This is a genomic window from Pseudomonas sp. TH07, assembly GCF_016651285.1.
Taxonomy (GTDB): domain Bacteria; phylum Pseudomonadota; class Gammaproteobacteria; order Pseudomonadales; family Pseudomonadaceae; genus Aquipseudomonas.
The window spans coordinates 3,298,420-3,317,891 of the sequence record NZ_JAEKED010000001.1; the positions used below are offsets into that span (position 1 = coordinate 3,298,420).

19 protein-coding genes are annotated in these 19,472 nt (G+C 63.5%); 11 read left to right on the forward strand and 8 right to left on the reverse strand.

Annotated elements, in window-relative coordinates:
• Positions 1–18 precede the first annotated feature (18 nt).
• Positions 19–2,073: a S9 family peptidase gene (locus tag JFU57_RS15385; RefSeq protein WP_078473218.1), complete on the reverse strand. Its 2,055-nt coding sequence runs from the start codon at positions 2,071–2,073 to the stop codon at positions 19–21.
• 100 nt (positions 2,074–2,173) lie between these two features.
• Between JFU57_RS15385 and JFU57_RS15390 the strand changes: the two genes are divergently transcribed.
• The 3 genes from JFU57_RS15390 to JFU57_RS15400 are packed head-to-tail and all read left to right on the forward strand — an operon-like array spanning position 2,174 to position 4,034.
• Positions 2,174–2,671, forward strand: a complete 498-nt coding sequence (locus tag JFU57_RS15390) for an MFS transporter (protein WP_078473219.1) — start codon at positions 2,174–2,176, stop codon at positions 2,669–2,671.
• Positions 2,672–2,703: 32 nt separating this feature from the next.
• Positions 2,704–3,480, forward strand: a complete 777-nt coding sequence (locus tag JFU57_RS15395; protein ID WP_078473220.1) for a class II glutamine amidotransferase — start codon at positions 2,704–2,706, stop codon at positions 3,478–3,480.
• A gap of 11 nt (positions 3,481–3,491) precedes the next feature.
• Positions 3,492–4,034, forward strand: coding sequence for a DUF2937 family protein (locus tag JFU57_RS15400; protein ID WP_078473221.1), 543 nt, complete (start codon positions 3,492–3,494; stop codon positions 4,032–4,034).
• A 36-nt stretch (positions 4,035–4,070) separates the two neighbouring features.
• On the opposite strand, the gene JFU57_RS15405 is transcribed toward JFU57_RS15400, so the two are convergent.
• Positions 4,071–4,985, reverse strand: coding sequence for a LysR family transcriptional regulator (locus tag JFU57_RS15405; protein WP_078473222.1), 915 nt, complete (start codon positions 4,983–4,985; stop codon positions 4,071–4,073).
• 286 nt (positions 4,986–5,271) lie between these two features.
• On the opposite strand from JFU57_RS15405, the gene JFU57_RS15410 reads away from it, so the two are divergent.
• The 3 genes from JFU57_RS15410 to JFU57_RS15420 are packed head-to-tail and all read left to right on the forward strand — an operon-like array spanning position 5,272 to position 7,645.
• Entirely contained in the window at positions 5,272–6,024 is a 753-nt protein-coding gene (locus JFU57_RS15410; RefSeq protein WP_201129920.1) for a 5-oxoprolinase subunit PxpA, read from the forward strand.
• Positions 6,021–6,725 carry a 5-oxoprolinase subunit B family protein gene (locus JFU57_RS15415; RefSeq protein WP_201129921.1) on the forward strand — a complete coding sequence of 235 codons (705 nt, stop codon included), beginning with the start codon at positions 6,021–6,023 and terminating at the stop codon, positions 6,723–6,725. The genes JFU57_RS15410 and JFU57_RS15415 overlap by 4 nt, the downstream gene beginning before the upstream one ends.
• Complete coding sequence (locus JFU57_RS15420; protein ID WP_078473225.1) at positions 6,722–7,645, forward strand: 5-oxoprolinase subunit C family protein; 924 nt, start codon at positions 6,722–6,724, stop codon at positions 7,643–7,645. The genes JFU57_RS15415 and JFU57_RS15420 overlap by 4 nt, the downstream gene beginning before the upstream one ends.
• A gap of 156 nt (positions 7,646–7,801) precedes the next feature.
• Here JFU57_RS15420 and JFU57_RS15425 read toward each other — a convergent pair whose 3' ends face one another.
• From JFU57_RS15425 to JFU57_RS15435, 3 genes are all read right to left on the reverse strand, one after another.
• Positions 7,802–8,980 carry a vWA domain-containing protein gene (locus JFU57_RS15425; protein ID WP_020300523.1) on the reverse strand — a complete coding sequence of 393 codons (1,179 nt, stop codon included), beginning with the start codon at positions 8,978–8,980 and terminating at the stop codon, positions 7,802–7,804.
• Positions 8,981–8,992: 12 nt separating this feature from the next.
• Positions 8,993–9,838, reverse strand: a complete 846-nt coding sequence (locus JFU57_RS15430; RefSeq protein WP_078473226.1) for an AAA family ATPase — start codon at positions 9,836–9,838, stop codon at positions 8,993–8,995.
• Positions 9,839–9,994: 156 nt separating this feature from the next.
• Complete coding sequence (locus tag JFU57_RS15435; protein ID WP_201129922.1) at positions 9,995–11,071, reverse strand: DUF748 domain-containing protein; 1,077 nt, start codon at positions 11,069–11,071, stop codon at positions 9,995–9,997.
• A gap of 147 nt (positions 11,072–11,218) precedes the next feature.
• On the opposite strand from JFU57_RS15435, the gene JFU57_RS15440 reads away from it, so the two are divergent.
• Positions 11,219–12,139 (forward strand): LysR family transcriptional regulator, encoded by a 921-nt coding sequence (locus JFU57_RS15440; protein WP_201129923.1) that lies wholly within the window; start codon positions 11,219–11,221, stop codon positions 12,137–12,139.
• Here the strand turns inward: JFU57_RS15440 and JFU57_RS15445 are convergent, their stop codons facing one another.
• From JFU57_RS15445 to JFU57_RS15455, 3 genes are read right to left on the reverse strand one after another with little or no spacing between them, the layout of a single operon-like run.
• Complete coding sequence (locus tag JFU57_RS15445; RefSeq protein ID WP_201129924.1) at positions 12,140–12,448, reverse strand: DUF485 domain-containing protein; 309 nt, start codon at positions 12,446–12,448, stop codon at positions 12,140–12,142. It abuts the gene before it with no gap.
• Positions 12,449–12,475: 27 nt separating this feature from the next.
• Positions 12,476–14,125, reverse strand: coding sequence for a sodium:solute symporter family transporter (locus JFU57_RS15450; RefSeq protein WP_201129926.1), 1,650 nt, complete (start codon positions 14,123–14,125; stop codon positions 12,476–12,478).
• Between the two features lie 44 nt (positions 14,126–14,169).
• Entirely contained in the window at positions 14,170–15,327 is a 1,158-nt protein-coding gene (locus tag JFU57_RS15455; protein WP_201129928.1) for a M20 aminoacylase family protein, read from the reverse strand.
• Between the two features lie 222 nt (positions 15,328–15,549).
• Between JFU57_RS15455 and cysK the strand changes: the two genes are divergently transcribed.
• The 4 genes from cysK to JFU57_RS15475 all read left to right on the forward strand — a co-directional run bounded on the left by cysK (position 15,550) and on the right by JFU57_RS15475 (position 19,469).
• Entirely contained in the window at positions 15,550–16,524 is a 975-nt protein-coding gene (gene cysK / locus JFU57_RS15460) for a cysteine synthase A (protein WP_020300530.1), read from the forward strand.
• A gap of 236 nt (positions 16,525–16,760) precedes the next feature.
• A complete protein-coding gene (locus tag JFU57_RS15465; RefSeq protein ID WP_020300531.1) occupies positions 16,761–17,699 on the forward strand; it encodes an aspartyl/asparaginyl beta-hydroxylase domain-containing protein in 939 nt (312 codons plus the stop codon).
• Positions 17,700–18,045: 346 nt separating this feature from the next.
• A complete protein-coding gene (locus tag JFU57_RS15470; RefSeq protein WP_078473232.1) occupies positions 18,046–18,909 on the forward strand; it encodes a DMT family transporter in 864 nt (287 codons plus the stop codon).
• Between the two features lie 173 nt (positions 18,910–19,082).
• A complete protein-coding gene (locus JFU57_RS15475) occupies positions 19,083–19,469 on the forward strand; it encodes a type 1 fimbrial protein (RefSeq protein ID WP_201129929.1) in 387 nt (128 codons plus the stop codon).
• Positions 19,470–19,472: the final 3 nt, after the last annotated feature.

Consider the following 19,472-nt stretch of genomic DNA (forward strand, 5'->3'; position numbering starts at 1 on the left):
GCCGCCGGCGGGAGTTCCTCAGGCCAGGCCCAGAATCTTCAAAACAAATGCATATTCGAGTGCTACGTCACGCAATCCCTGGTAACGCCCGCTCATGCCGCCATGGCCGGCACCCAACTCGGTCTTGAGCAGCAGCAGGTTGTCGTCGGTTTTGCTGGCCCGCAGTTTGGCCACCCATTTCGCGGCTTCCCAGTACTGCACGCGGCTGTCGTTGTAGCCGGCGATCACCAGGGTCGCCGGGTAGGCCTGGGCCCGGACGTTTTCATAGGGCGCGTAGGCCTTGATCCGATCGAAGACCTCGGGCTCCTCGGGGTTGCCCCATTCGTCGTATTCGGTGACGGTCAGCGGCAGCTCGGGGTCGAGCATGGTGTTGAGGACATCGACGAACGGCACCTCGGCAATCGCCGCCTTGAACAGCTCGGGGCGTTGATTGAGCACCGCGCCGATCAGCAGGCCGCCGGCGCTGCCGCCGCTGATCACCAACTGCTCGGGGCTGGTCAGGCCTTGGGCGATCAGGTGTTCGGCGCAGGCGATAAAGTCGCTGAAGGTGTTCTGCTTGTGTTCCTGCTTGCCGGCGCGATACCAGGCCTCGCCCAGCTCGCCGCCGCCGCGCACGTGGGCGATGGCAAAGGCCACGCCGCGGTCGAGCAGGCTCAGGCGGGCGTGGGAGAACCAGGGGTCGAGGCTCTCGCCGTAGGCGCCGTAGCCATACAGGTACAGCGGCGTCGGCTGGCCCAGGGCTTCGCGCTTGATCACCAGGCTGATGGGCACCTGGGTGCCGTCCGCAGCGCTGGCCCACAGGCGCTGGCTGACATAGGCCTCGGGGTCGAACACGCCCAGTACCGGAGTCTCCTTGAGCACGCTCTGGGCACCGCTGGCCAGTATCAGCTGGCGCACCTGCGCCGGACGGTTCAGGGCTTCGTAGCGCAGGCGGATGCGATCGCTGACGAACTCCAGAGTGTTCTGCACATGCAGGCTGTAGGCCGCATCCGGCAGTTGCACGCGGTAGGCGGGCAGGCCGTCGGGGTGCACCTCGATGATCGGCAGGCCGCCTTCGCGCAGGCTCAGGGTCATGGCGCCAGCGTTCAGGCTCAGGCCATCGAGCATCACCGTGTCGCTGTGGGGGATGAGCAATTGCCAGTCGGCTTCTTCAGGTGCCTGGCCCTGGTCCGGGGCCTGGTACAGGGCGTAGTTGATGCCGTCGCGGTTGCTGCGGATAAACCAGGTCCACTGGCCGTCGAGCAGGCCGTGGTCGACATCGTATTCATGGTCTTCAACCCGTGGCGCCAGGCAGGCGAAGGCCTCTTGCGGCCGCGAGGCATCCAGGGCCCAGACTTCGCTGGTGGTCTTGCTGCCCAGGGACAGCAGCAACTGGCGCTCGGAGCTTGCGCGGTAGCAATGCAGGAAGAAGCGCCCGTCCGGCTCGTGGAACACCTCTTCGGCCGCAGTGCCGTCCAGGCGATAGCGGTACAGCTTGTGCGGGCGATGGGTGTCGTCCAGCTCGCCGAAAAACAGGGTCAGGCTGTCGTTGGCCCAGGTCATGCTGCCGTCGCAGTCTTCGAACGCCAGCTCGCTGAGCTTGCCGTTGGACAGCTCCTTGACGAACAGGGTGTAGACCTCTTCGCCGGTGGTATCGAGGCTGTAGGCCAGGCGCTGGTGGTCGGGGCTGATGCTGAAGGCGCCCAGGGAAAAGAACCCGCCGCCGGCCAGTTCGTTGGGGTCGAGCAGCAGCTGTTCGGCGCTTTCGTCGACGCTCAGGCTGTCGTCGGCCGGGCGCGGGCAGCGGTAGTGCCGTGCGTACTCGTCGCCGGCGGTGGTGCGTGTGTAATACAGGTAGGGGCCCCAAGGCGAGGGCAGGGACAAGTCGGTTTCGAGGATCCGGCCCTTGATCTCCTGGAACAGGGTCTCGCGCAGCGCGGCCTGGTCGGCCAATGCGCTTTCCTGGTAGCTGTTTTCAGCCTTGAGGTAGTCGAGCACCGCGTCGGTGTCGCGTTCCTGCAGCCAGGCGTACGGGTCAGAACCTTCGGCCTTGTGGGCGATCGGGGCGCTGGTGGCGTTGGCAGATAGGGGCATGAATGGCTCTCGGGGGATGACAAATGAGGGCTTGGCAGACGGCGTTGCAGCCTGACATGCGAAAAGCCGTTATCATAAGCGCCTCTTTGCCTGCCTTGCCATGGACACCATGACCGAGAACGACTATCTGATCGCCTGGGGCCTTTACGCCTTTGCCGCCTTGGGCTGCCTGCTGGTGTGCATGCGCATGACCCGCTGGATGTGGCGCTGGCTGCGCGAACCGCTGCGGGTGGTGGTGGCGGTGCTGCTGTTCTGCCCGACCATCATTGACCCAGTCAAGGAAAAGTACGCTCCGGCCGTGGCCATCACCGCCCTGGACCTGGCGTTCAAGGTGGGTAACAACGCCTGGCGCGCGGTTTCCGACCTGCTCATGTACGGCATGATCGCCTTTGGCCTGTACTTGGTCTTTGTGCTGATCCGCTGGCCGATCGAACGTGCATCCGCTGCACGCAAGGAACGCAACGAAGCCGCCAAGGCCGCTGCCCAGGCCGCCGAGCGTGATGATGATCAACCCTTTGGCGGCGCCGGCGACGATCGTTATGGTCGCCCTCCGGTTTCCGGCAGTCCCCAGCGGTCGCGCGTCGAACCGCGTTTGTAAGCCTGTACCGGCATTGAAGCGAGAGTCCGAGCATGTGTGAGTTATTGGGCATGAGCGCCAATGTCCCGACCGATATCGTGTTCAGCTTTACCGGGCTGATGCAGCGCGGCGGCCGTACCGGTCCGCACCGTGATGGTTGGGGCATCGCCTTCTACGAGGGGCGTGGCCTGCGCCTGTTCCAGGACCCGGCGGCCAGCAGCGAGTCGGAAGTGGCCAACCTGGTGCAACGCTATCCGATCAAGAGCGAAGTGGTGATCGGCCATATTCGCCAGGCCAACGTCGGCAAGGTCTGCCTGTCCAACACCCATCCGTTTGTCCGCGAGCTGTGGGGGCGCAACTGGTGTTTCGCCCATAACGGCCAGTTGGCCGACTTCCAGCCGGCGCCGAGTTTCTACCGCCCGGTGGGCGATACCGACAGCGAAGCGGCGTTCTGCGACCTGCTCAACCGCGTGCGCGCGGCGTTCCCCGAGCCGGTAGAGGTCGAGGAACTGCTGCCGTCGCTGGTGGCGGCCTGCGCCGAATACCGCAGCAAGGGCGTGTTCAACTGCCTGCTCAGCGACGGGGACTGGCTGTTCTGCTATTGCTCGACCAAGCTCGCGCAGATTACCCGGCGCGCGCCTTTCGGCCCGGCGCGCTTGAAGGATGTCGATGTGATCGTCGACTTCCAGGCCGAGACCACACCCAATGACGTGGTGACGGTGATCGCCACCGAACCCCTGACCGAAAACGAAACCTGGACCCGTTACGAACCGGGCCAATGGAGCCTGTGGCGGCGCGGCGAATGCGTCAGCCACGGCCAGACCGAATAAGGACATCCCCTATGTTGCTCAGTTATCTGCGGCTGGTGTTGTTTGCAGCGGGCCTGTTGATTGGCGTGCAAGTGCCGGGTTTTATCAGCGATTACGCCAAGCGCGTCGAAGCCCACCTGATCGAGGCGCAAACCGGCCTGCAAGGCTTCCAGGGCACCGCCCAGCAGTTCTTCAAGGGTGATCTGCAAGCCCTGGTGGCGCATTACCGCGCCAGTGACGACCCGGTGTTCCGCAGCGATGCCGACAGCCTGAGCGCGATGCTCAACCGCCAGTTGGCGCTGGACAAGCAGTTCCAGGCGATGCAGGGCCCGTGGTACATCCGCGTGCTGCAGGTGGCGCTGGCGGCAGATCCGGATATCCGCAAGGAAACCTGGAACGGCTACAGCTATCAGATCCTGCTGACCCCGGAGGCGATGATCTGGGGCATGAGCGGCGCCTTGCTGCTGTCGTTCGGCATCGAGTGCCTGTTCCGCCTGATCGACTGGGTGGTGCTTGGCGGAAAGCGCCTGCGCCAGAGCCGGCCGATCGAAGAGCGCGACTTGCGCGGCCTGTAAACCTGCGGAGCCGGGCGTCGCATCAGCGGCGCCGGCTCACTCGGCCAGGACCATATGGTCCGGGCCCACCTGCCGGGCGTAGCGCTGCACCACCTGCTGGCACAGTTCGACCACGCTTTCGGCCAGCTCCACCCCGATTCGCCACGACACCACTACCTGCAAGTTCGGCGGCCGCTGCTCGATCGGCAGCAGGGTCAGCTCGCCGCGCGCCAGTTCTTCGCTGACCAGCACCGGCGGCAACGCGCCGATACCGAAGCCATCACGCAGCAGGCGGGTGATCGCCGACACCGAGTTCACGCAGTTGAGCCGTGGCGTCAGCACACCATTGGCCTGCATCAGGCTCAGCACATCCTGGTGCGGCAGGGAGTTTTTCGAGTAGGTGATGATCCGTTCCCGGGCCAGTTCGGCGACGCTGGCGTACTCGCGGTTGTAGATCGAATGGCTGGCGACTATCCAGCCCACCGGGTGGCTGGCCAGCTCCAGGCTGCGGATGCTTTCCTGGCGCAGCAGGTCGGTTTGCAGGGCCAGGTCGAGAAAGCCTTTTTGCAGTTGATCGCAGAGGTTCAGCGAGGTATCGGCCACCAGCTCGATTTCGACCAGCGGATAACCGTCCATGATTTCCGCCACCAGGGGGCTGAGCCAGGTGTGGATCACGGTGTCCATGACCCCGATGCGGATCCGCCCGACCTTGCTCGACGGGGCCTCGATCGACTGCTTGAGCGACTGCATGGTGTCGAGCATCTGTTCGGCGTAGTCCAGCACCTTCAAGCCGTCGGGCGTCAGGCTCACCCCGCGCGAGTCGCGCAGGAACAGCTTGACCCCCAGTTCGCCCTCGAGCACGGCGATACGGCTGGAGATCGAAGCCTGGGTGGTGAACAGTTTGTCAGCGGTCAGGCGAAAGCTTTTCAGCCGTGCAACCCAGACAAAGGTTTCGAGAAACTTGAGGTTCATGCGATCAACTTTTTCTTATGCCATGAGGCGGTTTTTATTAGTTGGACGGGTAGGGCGCCTGCGTCGAAGAATGCGTCCAGCCCACGATAGGCGTCGTTGTGGCGCACAACAATACCAATAAAATCGACAGGGAGATTTGCCATGAGTGCTTCCGACACGCCCGTCGCCAGCCAATGCCGGCACCGCGCCATCGCGCCCCCGCAAGCCACGCCAGGCTGCTAACTGATAATCTGCGGAGCGCCGTACCCCGCAGTCAAAAGAATAAAACCCCACAGGAGCACCGACCGTGAGCCGCCTGTTATTGAATTGCGACATCGGCGAAAGCTTTGGCAACTGGACCCTGGGTCTGGACGCCGAGGTCATGCCGTTTATCGATTGCGCCAACATCGCCTGCGGCTTCCATGCCGGGGACCCGAGCATCATGCGCAAGACCGTGAGCCTGGCCCTGGCCCATGGCGTGCAGATCGGCGCCCACCCGGCGTACCAGGACCTGGCCGGTTTCGGCCGGCGCTCCATGGCCTACAGCCCGCAGGAAATCCGCGACCTGCTGCACTACCAGATCGGTGCTTTGGATGGCATCTGCCGGGCTCAGGGCAGCCGCGTGAGCTACGTCAAACCCCATGGCGCGATGTACAACGACATGATGGCCAACCAGGCCCAGCTGCGGGCAGTGATCGAGGCGGTAGCGGCCTACAACCCGGAGCTGCCGTTGATGCTCATGGCCACCCGTGACAACAGCGCGGCCCAGGCCCTGGGCGATGAATATGGCGTGACCCTGTGGTTCGAAGCCTTCGCCGACCGCGCCTACGACCACGCCGGGCATCTGGTGTCGCGGCAGTTGCCGGGGGCGGTGCACCATGAAGCGCAAACCATCATTCAGCAGGCATTGACCATCGCCCGGGGCGACGAGTTGCAGGCCAGCGATGGCAGTGCTTTGCTGTTGCGCGCCAATACCCTGTGCGTGCACGGCGACAACGCCAGTTCGGTGGCGGCAGTGCAGCGCATCCGCGAGGCCTTGAACCAGCAGAGCCCAGCATGAAGGCGCAGGTCGAAGTGGTGGCCATCGACTGCTTGATGGTGCGGTTGTTCGACGTGATCGCCGAACCCAATATGCCGTGGATGCTGGCTGCCAGCCAGCGTCTGCGGGCCAGTTTCGCCGGGCACCTGATCGATCTGGTGCCGTCCTACACCACCTTGATGGTGCATTACGACCTGCGCGCCTTGAGCCCATCCCAGGCCCGTGAGCTGATCGACACCGCGTTGACCGATCTGCAACCGGATGCCCAGGCGGGCGGGCAGTGCCATGTGCTGCCGGTGTGGTACGACCTGAGCGTCGGGCCGGAGCTGAGCCTGTTGGCCCGGCGCAGCGGCTTGTCGGTGGCCGAGGTGATTGCTCGGCACAGCGGGCGTGAGTACCAGGTGTTTGCCCTGGGTTTTGCCCCCGGATTTGCCTTTATGGGGCTGGTCGACGAAGTGCTGGCGGCGCCGCGCTTGAATACGCCACGCAAGCGCGTGGCCATGGGCAGCGTGGGCATTGCCGAACGCCAGACCGCGGCGTACCCGGTGGTATCCCCCGGTGGCTGGAACCTGATCGGCCGTACCCCAAGCAAGCTGTTCGACCGCGAGCGCGACGGCTACAGCCTGATGCAACCCGGCGACCGCGTGCGTTTCGAGGCCGTCGAACACGCCGAGTTCATTCGCCTCGGCGGGGATGATAGGCCCCTGGAGGTGTCGCCATGAGCCGCCTGACGATCGAAGCCAGCACCCCGTTGTGCCTGTTGCAGGACGCCGGGCGTTTTGGCGTGCGCCACCTGGGGGTGACCCAGGGCGGGGCGCTGGATTGGGTCTCGATGTCCTGGGCCAACTGGCTGCTGGGCAATGCCCTGGATGCACCGGTGATCGAGGTGACCCTGGGCGGCTTCAGCCTGCTGGCCGAGGACTACTGCGTTCTGGCGTTGGCCGGTGCGGATCTGACGGCCTGCATCGATGAGCGGCCGATCAGCCCGGGCCGCAGTTTTATTCTGCAAAAGGGCCAACGCCTGCACCTGACCCAGCCGGTGCTGGGGGCTCGGGCCTATCTGGCAGCGCCCGGGGGCTTTGATGCGCCGCAGGTGCTGGGCAGTTGCGCCAGTGTGGTCCGTGAGGAGCTGGGCGGGCTGGACGGGTTTGGCCGGCCATTGGCGGCAGGCGCGAGCCTGGGCTATTCGGGGAGCGCGACCCGGTTGCGGGAGCTGACTGCCGAGCAGCTGCCGGACCTGCAATCCGCAGCGCCGCTGCAGGTGATCCTGGGGGCGCAGATCGGCGAGTTCAGCGGGCAGAGCCTGTTTGATGCCTTCAATCATCCCTGGACCCTCGACAGCCGGGCCGACCGCATGGGCATGCGCCTGCTGGGGACGCCGTTGCAGTACCAGGGGCGGCCGATGATCTCAGAGGGGATTCCCCTGGGCGCGATCCAGGTGCCGCCGGACGGTCAGCCGATCGTCTTGCTCAATGACCGGCAGACCATCGGCGGCTACCCGCGCCTGGGGGCGTTGACACCGCTGGCCCTGGCGCGCCTGGCGCAATGCCTGCCCGGCCACGAAGTGCGCCTGGCCCCGGTGGTGCAGGAGACGGCGTATCGGCAGCAAGTGGCGTATTTGCGGAAACTTGAAGGGCAGTAACGTGCGGTTAGGCGCGATGCAGTTCTGCCCGACACTTCACGGCGTATAGAAGGGCCAGCGTTCGGACGCTGGCCCTCCAGAACGCAGACACCTACCTGACACCCCTCGGCGTCCTTCCTGGCCAGCGTCCGAAACGCGGCTACAGGCTCCTCGACTCTACTTGGAAAGAAACCGCATGCCTTCTTCCAGACCGCGCAGGGTCAGGGGGAACATCCGGTCTTCGATCAGGTCGCGCACGATGTTGGTCGAGGCGGTGTAACCCCAGGTGTCCTTGGGGTAAGGGTTGATCCAGATGAGTTTCTTGTACTTCTCCATGAAGCGCTGCATCCACACATAGCCGGCTTCTTCGTTCCAATGCTCGACGCTGCCGCCGGCCTGGGTGATTTCGTAGGGGGCCATGGCGGCGTCGCCGATAAAGATCACTTTGTAGTCGGCGCCGTATTTGTGCAGCAGGTCCATGGTCGAGGTGCGTTCCGAGCCGCGACGCAGGTTGTTCTTCCACACCGATTCATAAATGAAGTTGTGGAAATAGAAGTACTCCAGGTGCTTGAACTCGGTCTTGCAGGCCGAGAACAGCTCCTCGCAGATCTTCACGTGGGCGTCCATCGAGCCGCCGATGTCGAACAGCAGCAACAGCTTGATGGTGTTGCGCCGTTCCGGGCGCATCTGAATATTCAGCAGCCCGGCATCGCGGGCGGTGTGGTCGATGGTGCCATCGATGTCCAACTCGTCTGCCGCACCCTGGCGGGCAAACTTGCGCAGGCGGCGCAGGGCCACCTTGATGTTGCGCGTGCCCAGTTCCACCGAGTCATCGAGGTTCTTGTAGTCGCGCTGGTCCCAGACTTTCACCGCCTTGCCCTGGCGCTTGCCGGCATCGCCGACACGGATGCCTTCCGGGTTGAACCCGCCGGAGCCAAAGGGGCTGGTGCCGCCGGTGCCGATCCACTTGTTGCCGCCGGCGTGGCGTTCCTTCTGTTCTTCCAGGCGCTTCTTGAATTCTTCGATCAGCTTGTCGAGGCCACCCAGGGACTGGATCTGCGCCCGTTCTTCATCGCTCAGGGAGCGTTCGAACTCCTTGCGCAGCCAGTCTTCGGGGATCAGCGCCTGCAAGTGGTCGTCGAGCTTTTCCAGGCCATTGAAGTAGGCACCGAAGGCTCGGTCGAACTTGTCGTAGTGGCGCTCGTCCTTCACCAGGATCGCCCGGGCAAGGTAATAAAACTCGTCCATGTCGGCGAAGGTCACGCGCTGCTTGAGCGCGTTGATCAGGTCGAGCAGCTCGCGCACCGACACCGGGACCTTGGCGGCGCGCATTTCATTGAACAGGTTGAGCAACATGACAGCAGCCTCTTAGCGGGTGCCGCGACGGCTCATGAACGCCAGGCGCTCCAGCAACTGCACGTCCTGCTCGTTTTTTACCAGGGCGCCGGCCAGGGGCGGAATGGCTTTGGTCGGATCGCGCTCGCGCAGCACCGCTTCGCCGATGTTGTCGGCCATCAGCAGTTTCAGCCAGTCCACCAACTCCGAGGTCGAAGGTTTTTTCTTCAGGCCGGGGACTTTGCGCACGTCGAAAAACACGTCCAGGGCTTCACTGACCAGGTCTTTCTTGATGTCCGGGTAGTGCACGTCGACGATTTTCTGCAGGGTGGTGCGGTCGGGGAAGGCGATGTAGTGGAAGAAGCAGCGGCGCAGGAAGGCGTCCGGCAATTCCTTTTCGTTGTTGGAGGTAATGATGATGATCGGCCGCTGCTTGGCCTTGATGGTCTCGTCGATCTCGTAAACGTAGAACTCCATCTTGTCGAGTTCCTGCAACAGGTCGTTGGGGAACTCGATGTCGGCCTTGTCGATCTCGTCGATCAGCAGGATCACCCGCTCTTCGGATTCAAAGGCCTCCCACAGCTTGCCCTTCTTCAGGTAGTTGCGGATGTCATGGACCTTGTCCACCCCCAGTTGCGAGTCGCGCAGGCGGCTGACCGCGTCGTACTCATACAGGCCCTGGTGCGCCTTGGTGGTGGATTTGATGTGCCAGGTGATCAGGCGTGCGCCGAAGGACTCGGCCAGTTGTTCGGCGAGCATGGTCTTGCCGGTGCCCGGTTCGCCCTTGACCAGCAGCGGCCGCTCCAGGGTGATGGCGGCGTTGACCGCCAGCTTCAGGTCATCGGTGGCGACGTATGCACGGGTGCCTTCGAACTTCATCTGCAATTCCTCGAACGGTAACGCCGGGCTGCCACAGGCAGGCCGGAACAATAAACGGGATGGCCGACTATAGCGCGGCGCCCCGTCGACTGTGAACGCAGACGCCCCATTCAGTCTCTGAATGGGGCGTCACTTGCTGACTCGGTCAGCGCAGGCTCAGTCAGCTGACGGCTTGGGTTGCTCGTAGCGGGCGTTGAATGCCTGGACAAAACCATTGCGCAGGATCTGCAAAAACGCCTGGAACGCGCTGATGTCCTGCTGGTGCACGTTGCCGCTGAGCTCGACCCGGGTGGCGAACTGGTTTTTGCTCTGGTTCTTGAGCACGGTCTCGCTGGCGCCCACCAGGGCCTCCCAGACCGAGCGGAAAATGCTTTTGTTCTTGTTCTCCACATCCTGTTGCCAATTGAACACTTCGACGTCGCGCAGCAGCGGCTTGATATAGCCCTTGAGCTGGCCCTTGGTGGCTTCGGCCTCGATCACCACATCGCCGTGACCGGCATTGAAGTCGAACTTGCCGTAGGCCGAGGCGAAGTCGTTGAGGCGCTTGAGTTCGATGTCCTTGGCCCGCAGGCGGAACTCGAAGTCTTCGAAGTTGCTCAGGGGGTCGAAGGTGGCGCTGCTTTCCAGGGGCGCGTGGCCCAGCAGCAGGGCCTTGCCTTCGAAGCGGGCATCGCGCCGGCCTTTGACGTCGACCACGTTGGTCAGGTTGTACAGGCTGGCATTGACCTGGGTCGCGTTCATGTTGACCGGTGGCTTGGAGTTGAAATTGCGAAAGCTGATCTTGCCGTCGTCGATCCGCACTTCGTCGAGGGTGATCGGCAGCAGCTTGCTCAATTGCGCGCGCCAGTCGGTGCCCTGACCGGTCTGCGACGCCTGTTTGTTGGGGCCGCCGTCGACGAAGTTCAGCTCGGGATTGACGAACTGCACCTTGGCCACCACGGCATGGTCGTACCACAGCGAATGCCAGCTCACCGCCAGGTCGATCAACGGTGCATCGACGAACGGCACCGGCACTTTGCCGTCGACCTTGACGATCTTCAGCCCGTTGATCCGATACGCGCCGCGCCACAGCGCCAGGTCGACATCGGTGATCTGGCCCCGGTAGTCGCCCATGTCCGCCAGCTTGTCGTTCAGGTAGTCGCGTACCAGGTAGGGCAGGGCGATGTGCACGGCCACCAGCAGCACCACAACTGCGGCCAGGGTCCATAGCGGCCAACTGTAACGACGTTTCATGAGCGTGAGTCTCCATCTGTCATTAAAGGGATTGACTGCCACGGCTCGCAGTCGTTCGAAGCAACTGTCGAGGCATGGACGCCGAGCGGCTTTTGTACGATGGTCGGCAGCGCTGTCGGGCCTTGTCTTTCGCCAAAGAAGGTAATTATGGATACCAGGAAGCTGCGTCATGTTCTGGGGCTGGTGGAGCACCTGACCTTCAGTCGAGCCAGTATCGAGGTCAACCTCAGCCAGCCGGCGCTGTCGCGCAGCATTGCCTCGATCGAGGCCGAGCTTGGGGTGCAATTGTTCGATCGCGGCCCGGCGGGGGTCGAGCTGACGCCCTACGGCCGGGTGTTCACCGAGCGTGCACGCAAGGTGCTGGCCGAACTCAACGAACTGCGGCGCGACATCGAGTGGGTGCGGCGCGGCGAGTATGGCGAGATCGCCCTGGGCTTCGGGCCCACGGCAGCGGCGCTGCTGAAGGCGCCGTTGCTCGAGCATTTCGCGCGCAACGCCCCCCGGCTGCGGCTGACCGTCAAGGGCGGGACCTACGAGGAATTGTTGCGGCTGTTGCTGGAGGAGCGGATCGATATCTTCTTTGGCGATGTAGCGCTGCTTTCTTATCGCCATGACCTGCAGGTCGACCCCTTGCCGTGCTGGCGCAGCGGATTTTTCTGCCGTGCCGGGCACCCCTTGTTGCAGGGCGAGCCGGTGTCGCGGGCACAGTTGCTGGCGTATCCCCTGGGCAGCATCCAGTTATCGGCCTGGGCCATGGCGGATCTGGAAGCGTATTTCGAGTGTTCGATCGAGACCGCCCTGCACTTTCAAACCGATCTGCTGAGTGATCTGGAAGCCTTGGCCCTGGCCGGAAACAGCGTGGTGTTCGGCAGCCGGCCGGCGTTCTGGCAGGCGCTGGGCAGCGGCCGCTTGTGCGAAGTGCCGATGGACCCGCCCTTGCAACGCAGCGCGCGCTTCGGCTCGGTGAGCCTGGCGGGGCGCACCCTGGCGCCATCGGTGGAAAGCGCCAAGGCCGAGGCGCAGAAGATCTTTGCCGGCTATGCGGGGCAGTTGGCGCTGCCGGTTTGATCAGGCTTCGGCAGCGGCCGAGCGCTGCAACTCTTGGAGCAATGGGTCGATGTAGCGGTTGGCGTGCCAGGTGTAAAAGCCGGTGACCGCGACGCAGAACCCGTACAGGCCGACCCCGACCAGGATTCCGCTGGTCACGCGTGACTCGCTCGACAGTGGCAGGGTCAGCCAGTGCGGGACAAAAGCCACCAGCAGGATAAAGCCGAAGTAGGCGCCCAGGGTCAGCAGGCTCAGGCCCAGGCTGAACCGTGTGCGCAGTTTCTTCAGGCGACGCAGCAGGTGATCGGAGTGGCGGGCGGTGCTGGGCATGGCGGTTTCCTCGTTGTCAGTCAGGGCTCAGTGGGCCACGGCGGCATGGGCGTTGATGCCGGTCAGGGAGCGGTAGTGCTGGGCGTCGAAACGCGCACGCTCGGCTGCGCCCGAGGGGCTGTGATCGGTGACCGAGGCCACCCAGGCGGCGAGGAAGGCCAGGCTCATGGAGAACAGGGCGGGGTTGGAGTAGGGGAAAACCGGCGCCGCATGCCCCAGCACTCCGACCCAGATCGCTGGCCCGAGTATCAGCAGGCCCACGGAGCTGGCGAGCCCGCAGAGGCAGGCGGCGACCACCCCGCGCGTGGTCAGCCCGCGCCAGAAGATCGACAGGATCAGCATCGGGAAGTTGGTGCTGGCGGCAATCGCGAACACCAGCCCGGCGAGGAAGCTGATGTTCAGGTGCTGCACCCATTGCGACAGTAGCAGGGCGACGACAATCAGGGTGACGCTGGCGATCCGGGAGATCTTCAGCTCGCGCTCGGGGTTGCTGGTGGGCTGGCGGAACAGGTGGGTGTAGATATCGTGGCCGACCGCCGAGGCGCCGGAGATGGTCAGCCCGGCCACCACCGCGAGGATGGTGGCAAAGGCCACGGCCGACATCAGGCCGAGGAACAACTGGCCGCCAAAGAAGCTGCCCAGGTGCATGGCCGCCATGTTGTTGCCGCCGATCAGGTCCTGGCTGCCGGCTTCGAGAAACGCCGGGTTGCCGAGGACGAAGATCGCCGCCCCGGCGCCGATCACCAGCAGCAGGGTATAGAAGTAGGCAATGATGCAGGTGGCGTAGAACGCCGATTGGCGGGCGGCGGCGCCATCCTTGACGGTGAAGAAGCGGATCAGGATATGGGGCAGCCCGACCATGCCGAAAATCAGCGACACGCCGAGGGAAATGGCGTCCACCGGGTCGGCGATCAGCTTGCTCGGGGCCAGCACCGACAGGCCCTGGGGATGGGCCTGGATCACCCGATCGAGCAACTGGTTGGCGCTGAATCCCACGCTGCGCAAGACCATGAAACACAGGAAGCTGCCGATCGCCAGGATCAGCAGCGCCTTGATGATCTGCACCCAGGTGGTGGCCAGCATGCCGCCGATCAGCACGTACAGCAGCACCAGAACCCCGACCATGGCCACCGACGCCAGGTACGGCGTGCCGAACAGCAGTTGGATCAACTTGCCGGCGCCGACCATCTGCACCACCAGGTAGAACAGCACGATGACCAGGGAGTTGGCGGCGGTCAGCAGATGCACCGGGCGCTTTTGCAGGCGGAACGAGACCACGTCCGACAGCGTGTAATGCCCCAGGTTGCGCAAGGGCTCGGCCACCAGAAACAGCAGGATCGGCCAGCCGACCAGGGTCCCGACCCCGTAGATCAGGCTGTCGTAGCCATACATCGCCTGCATCGCCACCGCGCCAAGAAAGGTCGAGGCTGACATGTAGTCGCCGGCCAGGGCCAGGCCGTTCTGCCAGGGCTTGATGCCGCCGCCGGCGTTGTAGAAGTCTCCGGTGCCGCGGCTGCGGCGACCGGCCCAGCGGGTGACGCCCAGGGTCAGGCTCACCAGCAGCAGGAAGGGCACCAGGGTGTGCCAGTTGGCGGCATAACTGGTGCCGGAAGCCGCATGGGCGGTGGGCGCCAGTAACAGCAGGGGCAGGCAGGCGAACAGGGTTCTGGGCTTCATGGCGGCTTCCGGGCTGGCGTGTTGTTGTTGTTGTTGTTGTTGTGTCAGGCAGCCAGGCGCAGGCGTACCAGTTGCTCGAACATGGCAACGCCAATGCCGGCCACTTCGTCGTTGAAGTCATAGTGCGGGTGATGGCACATGGGGCCGTCCTGCCCCAGCAGGAAATGGCAGCCGGGACGGGCCTGGAGAAACACCGACACATCGTCCCCGGCCATGATCGGCGCCACGTTTTCAATCAGGTTTTCCGGCCCCACCACCTGCTGCGCCGCCTGCACCACATAGCGGGTCGGCTGCGGGCTATTGACCACCGGCGGGGTGCTGTTGGCCAGGCTCATGTCGATCTGGCAGCCATGGGCCAGGGCCAGCCCCTGGCAGACCTGCTCCATGCGTTCGACCACCTGTTGCCGAACGGCTGTGGACAAGGTGCGAACGGTGCCGTCGAGCACGGCGAATGCGGGGATCACATTGTTGGTTTCCCCGGCCTGGAAGCGGCAGACACTGATCACTGCGTTTTCCAGCGGGTCGATGGTGCGGCTGACGATCCCTTGCAGGGCGCCGACCAGGGCCGCGCCGATCACGATCGGGTCGACACTCAAATGCGGCATGCCGCCATGGCTGCCAACCCCGGTGATACGGATCGAAAAAAAGTCGACCGACGCCAGCTGGGCACCGACCCGCACGCCAATGGTGCCGGCCGCCAGGGTCGGGTGATTGTGCAGGGAATACACCTCGTCGAAGGGAAAACGCTGCAACAAACCGTCTTCGAGCATGGCCAGGCTGCCCTGGATGATTTCTTCGGCGGGCTGGAATATCAGCACCACCTGGCCACGAAACTGGCGTTGCCGGGCCAGCAGGCAGGCGGTGCCCAGCAGGATGCTGGTATGCCCGTCGTGGCCGCAGCCATGGAACACTCCGTGATGCTGCGAGCGATAGGCGGGCTGGCCCTCCTCGATGATGGGCAGGGCGTCCATGTCGGCGCGAAAGGCGATGCTCGGGCCGGGGCCGAGGGCGCCGTGAATCACCCCCACGACCCCGGTCTGGCCGATGCCGGTATGGGTTTCGATGCCCCAGGAGCGCAGCAGGGTGGCGACGAAGTGGGCGGTCTGGTGTTCGTTGAAGGCGATTTCCGGCTGGCTGTGGATCTGCTGGCGCCAGGCGCGCATGTCGTCGGCCAGGGACTGGATTTCAGGGGCAATAGCCATCTGCATGATTCCTTTGACGGGGCGGGTAGGGGAGCTGGCCAACTCTTGGGCGGCATCATGGCCCAGACCCGATTGGCCCGACCAATGCGAACTTCAGTCCCGGCTATGCGTCTCTTGCATAGCCCCGGCCAGGGTTTTGCGCGGCCTGTGGCTACGACTGGACGCTCATGGGCCCGAGGCATACCCTTGAGCACTTCTTCAATGCTGCATAAGGACCCAGCCATGAGCCGCATTTTTGCTGACAACGCCCATTCCATCGGTAATACGCCCTTGGTGCAGATCAACCGCATCGCGCCCCGTGGCGTGACCATTCTGGCCAAGATCGAAGGGCGCAACCCGGGCTACTCGGTGAAGTGCCGGATCGGCGCGAACATGATCTGGGACGCCGAAAGCTCGGGCAAACTCAAGCCGGGCATGACCATTGTCGAGCCGACGTCGGGCAACACCGGTATCGGCCTGGCGTTTGTCGCGGCGGCGCGGGGCTACAAGTTGATGCTGACCATGCCGGCCTCCATGAGCGTCGAGCGGCGCAAGGTGCTCAAGGCCCTGGGCGCCGAACTGGTGCTGACCGAGCCGGCCAAGGGCATGAAAGGCGCAATCGACAAGGCGGCGGAGATTCTGGCCAGCGACCCGGCCAAGTACTTCATGCCCCAGCAGTTCGATAACCCGGCCAACCCGGCAATCCACGAAAAAACCACCGGCCCGGAAATCTGGAACGACACCGACGGCGCAGTGGATGTGCTGGTGGCCGGCGTGGGCACGGGCGGCACCATCAGCGGGGTGTCCCGTTACATCAAGAAGACCCAGGGCAAGCCGATCATCTCGGTGGCGGTGGAGCCGGCGGGTTCGCCGGTGATTACCCAGAAGCTCGCCGGTGAAGAAATCAAGCCCAGCCCCCACAAAATCCAGGGCATCGGTGCCGGTTTCGTGCCGGGCAACCTGGATTTGTCGATGGTCGACCGGGTCGAGTTGGTGACTGACGAAGAGTCCAAGGCCATGGCCCTGCGCCTGATGCAGGAAGAGGGGATCTTGTGCGGCATTTCCTGCGGTGCGGCGATGGCGGTGGCGGTACGCATGGCTGAAACCCCGGAAATGCAGGGTAAGACCATCGTCGTGATCCTGCCGGACTCGGGCGAGCGCTACCTGTCGAGCATGCTATTCAGCGACCTGTTTACCGACCAGGAAAACCAGCAGTAACTCCGGCCTTCCCGGGTGCGGCACCTGACGCGAACCGGCCAGCCGCCTTGCCAATGTGCTGATCCACATCAGCCGGGGTTTGGCGGCCTTATGCTAATTAACGCTTTGTTGCGCGACCGTTAACGCTGATTGTTCGGTTGCGCGGGTTTTTCCAAGGCCCAGGAGTGTTTATCATGGCCGGCTGCCAGGTCGGGTGAACGCAACCCCGCAAGTGCCTATTTTCAAGGAGTTGTTGCATGAGCTTTTCCTTCGCTGCCAAGTTCGGGGTGCTGCTGGTGTTTATCGGCAGCACCCTCTACGTGCATTTGCGCGGCAAGGCGCGTCTGCCGGTATTGCGCCAGTTCGTCAACCATTCGGCGCTGTTCGCCCCTTACAACGCCTTGATGTATCTGTTTTCCGGCGTGCCTTCCAAGCCATACCTGGACCGCAGCAAGTTCCCGGAACTGGACGTGCTCAAGGACAACTGGCAGGTGATCCGCGACGAAGCCATGCACCTGTTCGACGAGGGTTATATTCGCGCCGCCGAAAAGAACAACGACGCCGGCTTCGGTTCGTTCTTCAAGAAGGGCTGGAAGCGTTTCTACCTCAAGTGGTACGACAAACCCCTGCCCTCGGCCGAAGCGCTGTGCCCGAAGACCGTGGAGCTGGTCAGCCGCATTCCCAACGTCAAGGGCGCGATGTTCGCGCTGTTGCCAGGCGGCAGCCACCTCAACCCGCACCGTGACCCGTTTGCCGGCTCCCTGCGTTATCACCTGGGCCTGTCCACGCCGAACTCCGACGCCTGCCGGATTTTCGTCGACGGCCAGGAATATGCCTGGCGCGATGGCGAAGACGTGATGTTCGATGAAACCTACGTGCACTGGGTGAAGAACGAGACCGAGCAGACGCGGGTGATCCTGTTCTGCGACATCGAGCGTCCGCTGAGCAACCGCCTGATGACCCGCGTCAACCGTTGGGTCAGTGGCCTGCTGGGGCGCGCCACCGCGCCGCAGAACCTCGACGACGAACGCGTCGGCGGGATCAACCAGGCCTATGCCTGGAGCAAGAACTTCAGCGACCGCTTCAGTGGCGTGGTCAAGCAATGGAAGCGCCGCAATCCCAAGCTGTATCGGATCATGCGTCCGGTGCTGGCGGTGGTGGTGCTGGCAGCCCTGGGTTACTGGTTGTTTGGATAAAGCGTTGCAAAGGTTATCGAGCGCTGGTTATAGTCGGCGCTCGGTGCATCAGACGATTCACCTTCCCTCTTAAGAAAGATCTGCACATGCCCCTTTCCCCGATCAATGCGGTAGTCGATTCAGCGGTCAACGCTGGCGTCGTGCCGTGCGGGAATCAGCAGCCTGCGCAGATCAGTCACTACCCCCCACCTGTCAGTAGCACGCCGGTGTACGCCGTCGTATCACCGCCGGGCGTTGTTGTCCGGGGCTGATCAGCAGTCACTGCTGTGCCCTGTACCCGCCAGAAAAAACTACTGAATTTCAGCCTCGGCTGAGTTGGCTTTTTGCCTGATTACAGGTGGTCACCATGTTTGTCATTTCGAAAAAGTCCGCGCTTGCGGCGGCCTCCACGAGCCTGTTCGTCCTGCTCTGGAGCAGTGGCGCGATCTTCTCCAAATGGGGGCTGGCCCACGCCTCGCCCTTTGCCTTCCTGCTGCTGCGTTTCGCCATCGCCCTGTGCGGGCTGGTGCTGTTGATTCCACTGCTCAAACTCAGGCTGCCCCGTGGGCGGCAGTCGATGCTGTACGCGGCGGCCACCGGGCTGGTGCTGTTGGGGGCCTATCAGATCTTTTACCTGCTGGCGCTGGACTTGAAGGTCACCCCCGGGGTCATGGCGACCATCATGGGGGTGCAACCGATCCTCACCGTGGTGCTGATGGAGCGTCAGCGCTCCTGGAGCCGGATGTTCGGCCTGGCGCTGGGCCTGGCCGGCCTGATCATGGTGGTGTACCAGGGCATCGGCCTGGCGGGGATGTCCCTGGCCGGGATGCTGTTCGGCCTGCTGGCGCTGGCGAGCATGACCCTGGGTTCGATCATGCAGAAGCGCATCACCGACAACCCCCTCGGCACCCTGCCGGTGCAGTACCTGGCCGGCTTGCTGTTGTGCGGGGTGTTCGTGCCGTTTCAACCTTTCCACTTCGAGCAGTCGACGGGCTTTTTCGTGCCGGTGCTGTGGATGGGCCTGGTGGTTTCGGTGCTGGCGACCCTGTTGCTGTATCGCCTGATCGCCCGCGGCAACCTGGTCAATGTCACCAGTCTGTTTTACCTGGTGCCGGCGGTAACGGCGGTCATGGATTACCTGATCTTCGGCAATCGCCTGGCCAGCCTGAGCATCCTCGGCATGCTGCTGATCATTGTCGGGCTGGTGTTCGTCTTCCGTAAAAACACCTGATACCCAGTCGATGACGCTCCTTGCCTGCAACGGGCAAGGTTGCGTCGCGGGTTCGCCCGGTGTCGGAAAGCATTATCGATTTCATCGTTCTGATGAAATTAAATAAGACAATCCTTAAAGTTAAAGAGCCCGCCTAAGCTGACGACATAGTGGCTACACACGGAGGGCGCAGCATGAACGTAAACCACCTATCAGCAGCAGTCGGGTTGTTTTTTGGGGTCATTGGCCCGACCTTCGCTGCAACGCCCTTGTCTCAAGGGGTCATCCACTTCTACGGCAGTATCGTTGAATCTCCTTGCTCGCCTGATACCCATTCAGCCCATCAGGACAGCGGTGCAACCCTCAGCCTGAGCAGGTGCCCGCAGGCCGCACGCGCAGGTTCGCTCAGCGTGCAGCCCGTCGCCACGGTGGCGGCGCTGTCGCCCTCGGCGGTCAAGGTCAAATTGGTCGCCGACAGCGGCCGGTCCGAGCGCTACTACAACCAGCAATACGCCCTGGTCGATGGCGCAGGGAAGGCAGTCAACAGCGGCGCCTACATCATCACCCTGACGTCGCCTTGAACC

What these genes read in the sequence shown, in the direction of transcription:
- JFU57_RS15385 (WP_078473218.1), bottom strand. Translation starts at nt 2,073, where the DNA reads ATGCCCCTATCTGCCAACGCCACCAGCGCCCCGATCGCCCACAAGGCC.
- JFU57_RS15390 (WP_078473219.1), top strand. Translation starts at nt 2,174, where the DNA reads ATGGACACCATGACCGAGAACGACTATCTGATCGCCTGGGGCCTTTAC.
- JFU57_RS15395 (WP_078473220.1), top strand. Translation starts at nt 2,704, where the DNA reads ATGTGTGAGTTATTGGGCATGAGCGCCAATGTCCCGACCGATATCGTG.
- JFU57_RS15400 (WP_078473221.1), top strand. Translation starts at nt 3,492, where the DNA reads ATGTTGCTCAGTTATCTGCGGCTGGTGTTGTTTGCAGCGGGCCTGTTG.
- JFU57_RS15405 (WP_078473222.1), bottom strand. Translation starts at nt 4,985, where the DNA reads ATGAACCTCAAGTTTCTCGAAACCTTTGTCTGGGTTGCACGGCTGAAA.
- JFU57_RS15415 (WP_201129921.1), top strand. Translation starts at nt 6,021, where the DNA reads ATGAAGGCGCAGGTCGAAGTGGTGGCCATCGACTGCTTGATGGTGCGG.
- JFU57_RS15420 (WP_078473225.1), top strand. Translation starts at nt 6,722, where the DNA reads ATGAGCCGCCTGACGATCGAAGCCAGCACCCCGTTGTGCCTGTTGCAG.
- JFU57_RS15425 (WP_020300523.1), bottom strand. Translation starts at nt 8,980, where the DNA reads ATGTTGCTCAACCTGTTCAATGAAATGCGCGCCGCCAAGGTCCCGGTG.
- JFU57_RS15430 (WP_078473226.1), bottom strand. Translation starts at nt 9,838, where the DNA reads ATGAAGTTCGAAGGCACCCGTGCATACGTCGCCACCGATGACCTGAAG.
- JFU57_RS15435 (WP_201129922.1), bottom strand. Translation starts at nt 11,071, where the DNA reads ATGAAACGTCGTTACAGTTGGCCGCTATGGACCCTGGCCGCAGTTGTG.
- JFU57_RS15440 (WP_201129923.1), top strand. Translation starts at nt 11,219, where the DNA reads ATGGATACCAGGAAGCTGCGTCATGTTCTGGGGCTGGTGGAGCACCTG.
- JFU57_RS15445 (WP_201129924.1), bottom strand. Translation starts at nt 12,448, where the DNA reads ATGCCCAGCACCGCCCGCCACTCCGATCACCTGCTGCGTCGCCTGAAG.
- JFU57_RS15450 (WP_201129926.1), bottom strand. Translation starts at nt 14,125, where the DNA reads ATGAAGCCCAGAACCCTGTTCGCCTGCCTGCCCCTGCTGTTACTGGCG.
- JFU57_RS15455 (WP_201129928.1), bottom strand. Translation starts at nt 15,327, where the DNA reads ATGGCTATTGCCCCTGAAATCCAGTCCCTGGCCGACGACATGCGCGCC.
- cysK (WP_020300530.1), top strand. Translation starts at nt 15,550, where the DNA reads ATGAGCCGCATTTTTGCTGACAACGCCCATTCCATCGGTAATACGCCC.
- JFU57_RS15465 (WP_020300531.1), top strand. Translation starts at nt 16,761, where the DNA reads ATGAGCTTTTCCTTCGCTGCCAAGTTCGGGGTGCTGCTGGTGTTTATC.
- JFU57_RS15470 (WP_078473232.1), top strand. Translation starts at nt 18,046, where the DNA reads ATGTTTGTCATTTCGAAAAAGTCCGCGCTTGCGGCGGCCTCCACGAGC.
- JFU57_RS15475 (WP_201129929.1), top strand. Translation starts at nt 19,083, where the DNA reads ATGAACGTAAACCACCTATCAGCAGCAGTCGGGTTGTTTTTTGGGGTC.